9 protein-coding genes and 1 tRNA gene are annotated in these 11480 nt (G+C 41.6%); all 10 read left to right on the plus strand.

What is annotated here, in order from left to right; all coding sequences use genetic code 11:
* Positions 1 to 9: 9 nt before the first annotated feature.
* A complete protein-coding gene (gene atpA / locus ACWPVZ_RS02315) occupies positions 10 to 1515 on the plus strand; it encodes a F0F1 ATP synthase subunit alpha (RefSeq protein WP_002890206.1) in 1506 nt (501 codons plus the stop codon).
* An 18-nt stretch (positions 1516 to 1533) separates the two neighbouring features.
* On the plus strand, positions 1534 to 2412 hold the full coding sequence (locus tag ACWPVZ_RS02320) for a F0F1 ATP synthase subunit gamma (RefSeq protein ID WP_002890208.1): 879 nt from the start codon (positions 1534 to 1536) through the stop codon (positions 2410 to 2412).
* 76 nt (positions 2413 to 2488) lie between these two features.
* Positions 2489 to 3895, plus strand: coding sequence for a F0F1 ATP synthase subunit beta (gene atpD / locus ACWPVZ_RS02325; protein WP_002890209.1), 1407 nt, complete (start codon positions 2489 to 2491; stop codon positions 3893 to 3895).
* Between the two features lie 12 nt (positions 3896 to 3907).
* Positions 3908 to 4324, plus strand: a complete 417-nt coding sequence (locus ACWPVZ_RS02330; protein ID WP_002890211.1) for a F0F1 ATP synthase subunit epsilon — start codon at positions 3908 to 3910, stop codon at positions 4322 to 4324.
* Between the two features lie 258 nt (positions 4325 to 4582).
* Complete coding sequence (gene ftsW, locus ACWPVZ_RS02335; RefSeq protein WP_454380693.1) at positions 4583 to 5863, plus strand: cell division peptidoglycan polymerase FtsW; 1281 nt, start codon at positions 4583 to 4585, stop codon at positions 5861 to 5863.
* Between the two features lie 236 nt (positions 5864 to 6099).
* Entirely contained in the window at positions 6100 to 7296 is a 1197-nt protein-coding gene (gene tuf / locus ACWPVZ_RS02340) for an elongation factor Tu (RefSeq protein WP_002890213.1), read from the plus strand.
* Between the two features lie 254 nt (positions 7297 to 7550).
* A complete protein-coding gene (tpiA, locus tag ACWPVZ_RS02345; protein WP_002890214.1) occupies positions 7551 to 8309 on the plus strand; it encodes a triose-phosphate isomerase in 759 nt (252 codons plus the stop codon).
* Between the two features lie 262 nt (positions 8310 to 8571).
* The gene (gene tkt, locus ACWPVZ_RS02350; protein ID WP_414341313.1) at positions 8572 to 10557 is read left to right on the plus strand and encodes a transketolase; all 1986 of its coding nucleotides are present in this window, start codon (positions 8572 to 8574) and stop codon (positions 10555 to 10557) included.
* 92 nt (positions 10558 to 10649) lie between these two features.
* Positions 10650 to 10722 (plus strand) — tRNA-Thr (locus ACWPVZ_RS02355).
* Between the two features lie 123 nt (positions 10723 to 10845).
* Positions 10846 to 11475 carry a dTMP kinase gene (gene tmk / locus ACWPVZ_RS02360; protein ID WP_414341312.1) on the plus strand — a complete coding sequence of 210 codons (630 nt, stop codon included), beginning with the start codon at positions 10846 to 10848 and terminating at the stop codon, positions 11473 to 11475.
* Positions 11476 to 11480: the final 5 nt, after the last annotated feature.

The following is an 11480-nucleotide window of genomic DNA, read 5'->3' on the forward strand; positions in this document are numbered from 1 at the left end:
GTGTGACTTTTGGCAATTAACGCACAAGAAATTAGCGCTTTAATTAAAAAGCAAATTGAAAACTTCCAGCCAAACTTTGACGTCACTGAAACTGGTGTCGTTACCTATATCGGTGACGGTATCGCACGTGCTCGTGGTCTTGATAATGCCATGAGTGGTGAGTTGCTCGAATTTGAAAATGGTGCCTATGGTATGGCCCAAAACCTTGAAACTAATGATGTCGGTATCATTATCTTGGGGGATTTCGTAGCAATTCGTGAAGGCGATATTGTTAAACGTACTGGAAAAATCATGGAAGTTCCAGTTGGTGAAGCCCTTATCGGTCGTGTAGTAAACCCACTTGGGCAACCAGTTGATGGTCTTGGTGACATCGAAACAACAGGTTTCCGTCCAGTTGAAACACCTGCTCCAGGTGTTATGCAACGTAAATCAGTTTCTGAGCCATTGCAAACTGGTCTTAAGGCGATTGATGCTTTGGTTCCAATTGGACGTGGTCAACGTGAATTGGTCATCGGGGACCGCCAAACTGGTAAAACTTCAGTAGCCATTGATGCTATCTTGAACCAAAAAGGGCAAGATATGATCTGTATCTATGTGGCTATTGGTCAAAAAGAATCAACAGTTCGTACACAAGTAGAAACTCTCCGTAAACATGGTGCTCTTGATTACACAATCGTTGTGACTGCCTCAGCATCACAACCATCACCATTGCTTTACATCGCGCCTTACGCTGGTGTTGCAATGGCTGAAGAGTTCATGTATAACGGAAAACACGTCTTGATTGTTTATGATGATTTGTCTAAACAAGCCGTGGCCTACCGTGAACTTTCATTGCTTCTCCGTCGTCCACCAGGTCGTGAAGCCTACCCAGGGGATGTCTTCTATCTCCACTCACGTCTTTTGGAACGTTCAGCTAAAGTTTCAGATGATCTTGGTGGTGGTTCAATTACTGCCTTGCCAATCATCCAAACGCAAGCCGGAGATATCTCAGCTTATATCGCAACAAACGTTATCTCAATCACAGATGGACAAATCTTCTTGCAAGAAAACTTGTTTAACTCAGGTATTCGTCCAGCCATTGATGCGGGTTCTTCCGTATCACGTGTAGGTGGATCAGCGCAAATTAAAGCAATGAAGAAGGTTGCAGGTACACTTCGTCTTGACTTGGCTTCATATCGTGAACTTGAAGCCTTTACGCAATTTGGTTCAGATTTGGATGCTGCGACTCAAGCGAAATTGAACCGTGGTCGTCGTACAATCGAAGTTTTGAAACAACCGCTTCATAAACCACTTCCAGTTGAGAAACAAGTTGTTATCCTTTACGCTTTGACACATGGTTTCTTAGATAGTGTTCCGGTTGATCAAATCTTGGATTTTGAAGAAGCACTCTATGACTACTTTGATAGTCACCATGAGGATATCTTTGAAACTATTCGTACAACTAAGGATATTCCTGAGGAATCTGTACTTAATGAAGCTATCCAAGCTTTCAAAGATCAGTCAGAATACAAATAGAAATAGGGAGGACAGCATATGGCAGGCTCTCTAAGAGAAATCCAAGCAAAAATTGCTTCAACTAAGAAAACGAGTCAAATCACAGGAGCCATGCAAATGGTTTCTGCCTCAAAATTGACACGTTCTGAGCAAGCTGCTAAAGATTTCCAAATCTATGCCTCAAAAATTAGACAGATCACAACAGATCTTCTACATTCAGAATTGATTAATGGTTCGTCAAATCCAATGTTGGATGCACGCCCAGTTCGTAAGACAGGTTACATTGTCATTACTTCAGATAAAGGACTTGTTGGAGGTTACAACTCAACAATTCTTAAAGCTGTGTTGGACATGATTAAACGTGACCATGATTCTGAAGATGAATATGCTATCATTTCTATTGGTGGAACGGGTTCAGATTTCTTCAAGGCTCGTAACATGAATGTTGCTTTTGAACTTCGTGGCCTTGAAGATCAACCTAGTTTTGATCAAGTCGGAAAAATCATTTCTAAAGCTGTAGGAATGTATCAAAATGAACTTTTTGATGAACTCTATGTGTGCTATAACCACCATGTTAACAGTTTGTCTAGCGAAGTTCGTGTGGAACAAATGCTTCCTATCGCTGATTTGGATCCCAATGAATCAGAAGGTCATGTGTTGACCAAGTTTGAATTGGAACCAGATCGTGACACTATTTTGGATCAACTCTTACCACAATATGCGGAGAGTCTTATCTACGGTGCTATCGTAGATGCCAAAACAGCTGAGCACGCAGCGGGTATGACTGCAATGCAGACAGCCACTGATAATGCTAAGAATGTGATTAACGATTTGACAATCCAATATAACCGTGCGCGTCAAGCTGCCATCACTCAGGAAATTACTGAAATTGTTGGTGGTGCAAGTGCACTTGAATAGCTAGAGATTTGTCTTAATTAGACACACATGAAAAAGGGATGATTGTCATCCAAAAAACTATCATAAGGAGAAAACAATGAGCTCAGGTAAAATTGCTCAGGTTGTTGGTCCTGTTGTAGACGTAGCGTTTGCAGCTGGTGATAAACTCCCTGAGATTAACAATGCATTGGTCGTTTATACTGACGAACAAAAGTCTAAACGTATCGTGCTCGAAGTAGCTCTTGAACTTGGAGAAGGTGTGGTTCGTACCATTGCCATGGAATCTACTGATGGATTGACTCGTGGACTAGAAGTTCTGGACACTGGTCGTCCAATCAGCGTTCCTGTTGGTAAAGATACCCTTGGACGTGTCTTTAACGTTCTTGGTGATACCATTGACTTGGAAGCACCTTTTGCAGAAGATGCAGAGCGTGAACCAATTCACAAAAAAGCACCAACTTTCGATGAATTGTCAACATCTACTGAAATCCTTGAAACAGGGATTAAAGTTATCGACTTGCTTGCCCCTTACCTTAAAGGTGGTAAAGTCGGACTCTTTGGTGGTGCCGGTGTTGGTAAAACCGTTCTTATTCAAGAGTTGATTCACAACATTGCCCAAGAGCACGGTGGTATTTCCGTGTTTACAGGTGTTGGTGAACGTACACGTGAAGGTAATGACCTTTACTGGGAAATGAAAGAATCTGGCGTTATTGAGAAAACAGCCATGGTCTTCGGTCAAATGAACGAACCACCTGGAGCACGTATGCGTGTTGCTCTTACAGGTTTGACAATTGCGGAATACTTCCGTGATGTCGAAGGTCAAGACGTGCTTCTCTTCATCGATAACATCTTCCGTTTCACTCAAGCGGGTTCTGAGGTTTCTGCCCTTCTTGGTCGTATGCCATCAGCCGTTGGTTACCAACCTACACTTGCTACTGAAATGGGTCAATTGCAAGAACGTATCACATCAACTAAAAAAGGTTCTGTTACATCAATCCAAGCCATCTACGTTCCAGCCGATGACTATACTGACCCAGCGCCAGCTACAGCATTTGCTCACTTGGATTCAACAACCAACCTTGAACGTAAGTTGACACAAATGGGTATTTACCCAGCCGTTGACCCATTGGCATCAAGCTCACGTGCCCTTTCACCTGAAATTGTTGGTGAAGAACACTATGCTGTTGCGACTGAAGTTCAACGTGTGCTTCAACGTTACCGTGAATTGCAAGATATTATCGCTATCCTTGGTATGGATGAATTGTCAGACGAAGAAAAAACATTGGTTGGACGTGCTCGTCGTATCCAATTCTTCTTGTCACAAAACTTCAACGTTGCTGAACAGTTTACAGGTCAACCAGGTTCTTATGTTCCAGTTGCTGAAACCGTTCGTAGCTTTAAAGAAATCCTTGAAGGTAAATATGACAATCTTCCAGAAGATGCCTTCCGTAGCGTAGGTCCAATTGAGGATGTAGTAGCTAAAGCTAAAGCTATGGGCTACTAATGAGGTGAATATATGGCACAAATGACCGTACAAGTGGTAACTCCGGATGGTCTGAAATATGACCACCATGCCAGCTTTATCCACGCGGTTACTAAAGATGGTCAAATTGGTATCTTGCCAGGCCATATTAACTTGATTGCGCCACTTGAAGTGGATGAACTCAAGGTTCGTCGTGTGGATGACGAGAGTCACGTCGATTGGATTGCCGTAAACGGTGGTATCATCGAAGTTAAAGATGATTTTATTACTATCGTTGCCGATTCAGCAGAACGTGAACGCGACATTGACGTTTCTCGTGCCGAACGTGCCAAGCAACGTGCCGAACGTGACTTGGAAGAAGCAACTAAATCTGACCGTATTGATGAAGTTCAACGTGCTCAGGTTGCTCTCCGTCGAGCACTTAATCGTATCAGTGTCGGTACAAAATAAGACAACAAAAAACGAGACTTTGGTCCCGTTTTTTATTTGTCGTAAAAGAAAACATGAGAAGTAGCAAAGTTATCAAAGAAAGCTCATTGTAAAACCTATCTGAAGGTAAGATAAAAATCAGATTTCCAGTCCTGAAAACGGTTAATTTAGCTTTTACTTTAGTTTAAGGTATCAAAGTGTTATAATATATGCTGTTAGCTTTATATTTTAAGAGAAAATGTAGAGTAACGTAATAGAAAGTATGAGTTTTTTAAAGATATGAAAATTGAAAAGAAGCATCTTTTAGATTACACCATCTTGATACCTTATTTAATCTTATCCATAGTTGGTTTAATAGTAGTGTATTCAACAACAAGTGCTCGTTTAGTAGCTTTGGGAGCCAATCCCTTCGCATCTGTTATAAATCAAGGAGCCTTTTGGTTGGTATCCTTGTTCTCTATTTTTTTCATCTACCGACTGAAGTTGAACTTTCTCAGGAAAGATAAGATTTTGGGTGTTGTTATTGCCTTTGAGATTTTACTTTTGGTCATTGCCAAATTTTTCACCAGGGAAATCAATGGTGCCAATGGTTGGATTGTGCTTGGTCCCTTGTCTTTCCAACCAGCGGAGTACCTTAAAATCATTGTTGTTTGGTTTTTGGCACACACTTTTTCAAAAAAACAGTCTGCCATAGAACGTTATGACTACCAAGCATTGACGAAGAATAGATGGATTCCTAGGAATGGTAAGGAACTTAATGACTGGCGTGTTTATTTGCTTGGTATGATCGGTTTGGTTGCTATCCAACCTGACTTGGGGAATGCGGCTATCATTGTATTGACTACGGTAGTTATGTTTTCAATTTCTGGTGTTGGCTACCGTTGGTTCACGGCCTTATTTGCCGGCATTGTAGGGATTTCATCAGCCTTCCTTGGTTTAATTGCCTTGGTTGGGGTTCAAACCATGGCTAAGGTACCTATCTTCGGTTATGTTGCCAAGCGTTTCGCAGCATATTTTAATCCGTTCAAGGATTTGACTGGATCTGGTCTCCAGCTATCTCATTCTTACTATGCTATGAGTAATGGGGGCTGGTTCGGTCTTGGACTTGGAAATTCGATTGAAAAAACTGGTTATCTCCCAGAAGCTACAACAGACTTTGTGTTTTCAATTGTCATTGAAGAGTTAGGTCTTATCGGAGCTGGCTTGATTCTGGCCCTCCTCTTTTTCCTCATTCTTCGTGTTATGATTGTGGGAGTCAAGGCACGAAATCCTTTTAACTCTATGATGGCATTGGGTGTAGGTGCCTTAATGCTAATGCAGGTCTTCGTTAACATCGGAGGAATCTCAGGGCTGATTCCATCAACAGGGGTTACCTTCCCCTTCCTTTCGCAAGGAGGTAACTCTCTTTTAGTGACTTCAGTTGGGATAGCCTTTGTCTTGAACATCGCTGCTAATGAAAAGCGTGATAATATTGTTCAAGCGATTGAGGATGAGTTATCTCAGACTCAAGAATTGGAAAATCAAGATGAAAAAATCGTACCTTTAAGAAGAAGTCGTTAATACGGCTTCTTTTTTCGTTAGATGGTGTTGGGCAGTAGTATGAAGATAGTGAAAGCTAATAGGAGCATTAGAAATAGAATTATTGAAAGGAATATTTGTAATTACTCTAAAGAAAAACTGAAAACTATATAAAATACTTGCAATTCTATGACATTTTGATAGAATAGTAGAGTAAAGTTAGACTGTATTGCCTACTGTCTATCTATAAAATATATTTTATTGGAGGCTTTTCCTAAATGGCAAAAGAAAAATACGATCGTAGTAAACCACACGTTAACATTGGTACAATCGGACACGTTGACCACGGTAAAACTACTTTGACAGCTGCTATCACAACTGTATTGGCTCGTCGTCTTCCTAGCGCAGTTAACACACCAAAAGACTACGCTTCAATCGACGCTGCTCCAGAAGAACGTGAACGCGGTATCACAATCAACACTGCACACGTTGAGTATGAAACTGAAAAACGTCACTACGCTCACATCGACGCGCCAGGACACGCGGACTACGTTAAAAACATGATCACTGGTGCCGCTCAAATGGACGGTGCGATCCTTGTAGTAGCATCTACTGACGGACCAATGCCACAAACTCGTGAGCACATCCTTCTTTCACGTCAGGTTGGTGTTAAACACCTTATCGTCTTCATGAACAAAGTTGACTTGGTTGACGATGAAGAATTGCTTGAATTGGTTGAAATGGAAATCCGTGACCTTCTTTCAGAATACGATTTCCCAGGTGATGACATTCCAGTTATCCAAGGTTCAGCTCTTAAAGCTCTTGAAGGTGATTCTAAATACGAAGACATCATCATGGACTTGATGAACACTGTTGACGAATACATTCCAGAACCAGAACGTGACACTGACAAACCATTGTTGCTTCCAGTCGAAGACGTATTCTCAATCACTGGTCGTGGTACTGTTGCTTCAGGACGTATCGACCGTGGTGTTGTTCGTGTCAATGACGAAGTTGAAATCGTTGGTCTTAAAGAAGAAATCCAAAAAGCAGTTGTTACTGGTGTTGAAATGTTCCGTAAACAACTTGACGAAGGTATTGCCGGAGATAACGTCGGTGTCCTTCTTCGTGGTATCCAACGTGATGAAATCGAACGTGGTCAAGTATTGGCTGCACCTGGTTCAATCAACCCACACACTAAATTCAAAGGTGAAGTTTACATCCTTTCTAAAGAAGAAGGTGGACGTCACACTCCATTCTTCAACAACTACCGTCCACAGTTCTACTTCCGTACAACTGACGTAACAGGTTCAATCGAACTTCCTGCAGGTACTGAAATGGTTATGCCTGGTGATAACGTGACTATCGACGTTGAGTTGATCCACCCAATCGCCGTTGAACAAGGTACAACATTCTCTATCCGTGAAGGTGGACGTACTGTTGGTTCAGGTATCGTATCTGAAATCGAAGCTTAATTAATATTAAGTTCCCAATACAATTATTCGTCAGACAATAATTGAGAGAGTCGAGTTTACTCGGCTCTTTTTGGTGTTTAAAAATACTTGTGATTCTATACTTTTAAACTGTTTAAGGTGTTTAAGCTAAGTTTTGATAGTGTTAAAAAGTCATAAAGGAAGTCGAGTTTTCGGAATTTTCCTAAAATCCTAGTAATAGTAAGGGATTTGTGATAAAATAAACGAGTAAATAAATAAAAGAAGAGGTATGTGAAATGTCACGTAAACCATTTATCGCTGGTAACTGGAAAATGAACAAAAATCCAGAAGAAGCAAAAGCATTCGTTGAAGCTGTAGCATCAAAACTTCCTTCATCAGATCTTGTTGAAGCTGGTATCGCAGCTCCTGCAGTTGACTTGACAGCTGTACTTGCCGCTGCTAAAGGTTCAAACCTTAAAGTTGCTGCACAAAACACTTACTTTGAAAATGCTGGTGCCTTCACTGGTGAAACTAGCCCACAAGTTTTGAAAGAAATCGGTACTGACTACGTTGTTATCGGTCACTCAGAACGTCGTGACTACTTCCACGAAACTGATGAAGACATCAACAAAAAAGCAAAAGCAATCTTTGCTAACGGTATGCTTCCAATCATCTGTTGTGGTGAATCACTTGAAACTTACGAAGCTGGTAAAGCAGCAGAATTCGTAGGTGCTCAAGTTTCAGCTGCTCTTGCTGGATTGACTGCAGAACAAGTAGCTTCAACAGTAATCGCATACGAACCAATCTGGGCTATCGGTACTGGTAAATCAGCTTCACAAGACGACGCACAAAAAATGTGTAAAGTTGTTCGTGACGTTGTAGCTGCTGACTTTGGTCAAGAAGTTGCTGACAAAGTACGTGTTCAATACGGTGGATCAGTTAAACCTGAAAACGTTGCTGAATACATGGCTTGTCCAGACGTTGACGGAGCTCTTGTAGGTGGTGCATCACTTGAAGCTGAAAGCTTCTTGGCATTGCTTGACTTCGTTAAATAATTTTACATAAAGTCGGGGTTTCCCTTGGCTTTTTTGTTTTTTGATAAATAGATTTAATAATTGCTTGGGATAAGACAAATGCTATTGGTTTGTAAAAACGAACGCTTTAGGTCCTGTATTTTATAGGTTTAGGGTTTCACAAATAGAATTGGATTGCCCAAAGAGATAGATAATATGCTATAATTAAAATAGTATAACTAGAGCTCAGACGCTAATAGTCTGTATGCTCCGCATTTTTTTCCAAAAAAGGAGAGTTAGAATCATGACTTTTGATGCAATTGACCAAATGGCGGTCAGCACTATTCGTTCGCTTTCGATCGAGGCAATTCAAGCCGCGAATTCTGGGCACCCAGGTCTTCCTATGGGTGCAGCGCCAATGGCTTATGTGCTTTGGAACCATGTGATGAATGTTAATCCAAAGACTAGCCGTAACTGGACAAACCGTGACCGTTTTGTTCTTTCTGCTGGTCATGGTTCTGCCTTGCTTTATAGTCTATTGCACCTTTCTGGCTATGATGTAACAATGGATGACTTGAAGAATTTCCGTCAATGGGGCTCTAAGACTCCAGGTCACCCTGAAGTTAACCATACTGATGGTGTTGAAGCAACATCAGGTCCTCTTGGTCAAGGGATTGCTAATGCTGTAGGTATGGCAATGGCTGAAGCACACTTGGCAGCTAAATTTAACAAACCTGGTTTTGATATTGTTGACCATTATACTTATGCCCTCCATGGCGATGGTTGTTTGATGGAAGGTGTTTCTCAAGAAGCTGCCAGTCTTGCTGGTCACCTTAAACTTGGTAAGTTGGTGCTTCTTTACGATTCAAATGATATCTCACTTGATGGACCAACTTCAATGGCTTTCACAGAAGATGTTAAGGCTAAGTTTGAAGCTTATGGTTGGCAACACATTCTTGTCAAAGATGGTAATGATTTGGAAGCTATTGCTAAAGCCATCGAAGAAGCTAAGGCTGAGACAGATAAACCATCTATCATTGAAGTTAAGACAATCATTGGTTATGGAGCTGAAGGGCAAGGAACATCAGCTGTCCACGGTGCTCCAATTGGTCAAGATGGCATTGATCACGCAAAAGGTGTTTACGGTTATGATGCACCGGCATTTACAGTTCCAGATGAAGTTGCTCGTCGTTTTGAAGTTGGTATTAAATTCCGTGGTGAAGCTGCTGAAAATGCTTGGCAAACTAAATTTGCAGAATATGAAACTGCTTACCCAGAATTGGCTGCTGAATACAAGGTTGCCTTTGCAAATGAACCTGTACACGTTAACTTGAATGCTCATGAATTGGGTTCAGCAGTAGCTAGCCGTGTATCAAGCCAACAAGCTATCCAACAGATTTCTGAACAAGTTCCTTCATTCTGGGGTGGTTCTGCAGACCTTTCAGCTTCTAACAATACAATGGTTAAGGCTGAGTCTGATTTCCAAGCAGACAACTATGCTGGACGTAATATTTGGTTTGGTGTGCGTGAGTTTGCTATGGCTGCAGCGATGAATGGTATTGCTCTTCATGGTGGTACTCGTGTTTATGGTGGTACCTTCTTCGTCTTCTCAAACTACTTGCTTCCAGCAGTACGTATGGCAGCTCTTCAAAACTTGCCAGTAACTTATGTTATGACACACGACTCAGTAGCAGTTGGTGAAGATGGACCTACTCACGAACCAATCGAACAATTGGCAAGTGTGCGTTCAATGCCTAACCTTAACGTTATCCGTCCTGCAGATGGTAATGAAACTAATGCTGCATGGAAACGTGCCTTGACTGAGACTGAACGTCCAACAATGCTAGTCTTGACACGTCAAAACTTGCCAGTCCTTGATGGTACTGCTGAAAATGCTGAAACTGGTGTCAATAAAGGAGCTTACATCATCTCAGAAGCAAAAGGTGATCTTGATGGTATCATCATTGCAACTGGTTCTGAAGTGAAATTGGCACTTGATACGCAGGCTGCTCTTGAAGCTGAAGGTGTGCATGTTCGTGTTGTTTCAATGCCATCACAAAACCTCTTTGATGAACAAGATGCTGCATATAAAGAAGAAGTCCTTCCAGCAGCTGTGACAAAACGTTTGGCTATCGAAGCTGGAACTAGCTTTGGTTGGGGCAAATACGTTGGTCTTGCAGGTAAGACACTTACTATTGATACTTGGGGTGCCTCAGCACCTGGTGACCGTATCTTTAAAGAATATGGTTTCACTGTTGAAAATGCAAGTCAACTTTACAAATCATTGTAAGAAAAGAAAGAGCTTGGTTCGTCCAAGTTCTTTTTTCTAAATTTCATACAGAACTTGACTTTTTAGGACATAGTGCTAGAATGACTGTGTCAGCCGATTTAGCTCAGTTGGTAGAGCAACGCACTCGTAACGCGTAGGTCACAGGTTCGAAACCTGCAATCGGCATGGTCAGAAGTATTCAGATAGAAAAAGGGGTTTTTAGAAACCTCTGTTTTCTTTTGTCCTAGATTGTTCATTTAAGCTAAAATTTGATAAAATAGAAGATGAAAAAAATCAGAAGGAAGTATCATGTCAAAAGGGTTATTAATCTCAATTGAAGGGCCAGACGGTGCTGGAAAGACTACAGTTTTGGAGGCGCTTTTGCCTCGTCTTAGAGAAGCCTATCTAGCTAAAGTCGTGACGACACGTGAACCAGGCGGAGTGGCTATTGCAGAGCAAATCCGAGAGGTTATTTTGGATGTGGATAATACGGCTATGGATGCTAAGACAGAGCTCTTGCTCTATATTGCGGCTCGCCGTCAACATCTGGTTGAGAAGGTCTTACCAGAGCTTGAAAAAGGCAATATGGTCATCATGGATCGTTTTATTGATTCATCAGTTGCCTATCAAGGTACTGGTCGTGGCTTGAATCAGGATGAGATTGCCTGGTTAAATGCCTATGCGACTGATGGGCATAAACCTGATGTGACCCTATTGTTTGATGTGGATTCTGAGACTGGTTTGGCCCGCATTGCAGCCAGCGGTGAACGTGAAGTCAATCGGTTGGATTTAGAGAAGCTTGACTTGCATCAGCGTGTACGTCAAGGTTATTTAGATTTAGCACAGGCTGAACCAGAACGTATCAAGCTAATCGATGCCTCACAGGCTTTTGAAGATGTTGTAGAGGACGCTTGGAAAGTAATTAAAGGCTATTTATAAGGAGC

The organism is Streptococcus sp. Marseille-Q6379, assembly GCF_965119505.1.

What these genes read in the sequence shown, in the direction of transcription:
- atpD (WP_002890209.1), top strand. Translation starts at nt 2,489, where the DNA reads ATGAGCTCAGGTAAAATTGCTCAGGTTGTTGGTCCTGTTGTAGACGTA.
- tuf (WP_002890213.1), top strand. Translation starts at nt 6,100, where the DNA reads ATGGCAAAAGAAAAATACGATCGTAGTAAACCACACGTTAACATTGGT.
- tmk (WP_414341312.1), top strand. Translation starts at nt 10,846, where the DNA reads ATGTCAAAAGGGTTATTAATCTCAATTGAAGGGCCAGACGGTGCTGGA.
- ACWPVZ_RS02330 (WP_002890211.1), top strand. Translation starts at nt 3,908, where the DNA reads ATGGCACAAATGACCGTACAAGTGGTAACTCCGGATGGTCTGAAATAT.
- tkt (WP_414341313.1), top strand. Translation starts at nt 8,572, where the DNA reads ATGACTTTTGATGCAATTGACCAAATGGCGGTCAGCACTATTCGTTCG.
- ftsW (WP_454380693.1), top strand. Translation starts at nt 4,583, where the DNA reads ATGAAAATTGAAAAGAAGCATCTTTTAGATTACACCATCTTGATACCT.
- ACWPVZ_RS02320 (WP_002890208.1), top strand. Translation starts at nt 1,534, where the DNA reads ATGGCAGGCTCTCTAAGAGAAATCCAAGCAAAAATTGCTTCAACTAAG.
- tpiA (WP_002890214.1), top strand. Translation starts at nt 7,551, where the DNA reads ATGTCACGTAAACCATTTATCGCTGGTAACTGGAAAATGAACAAAAAT.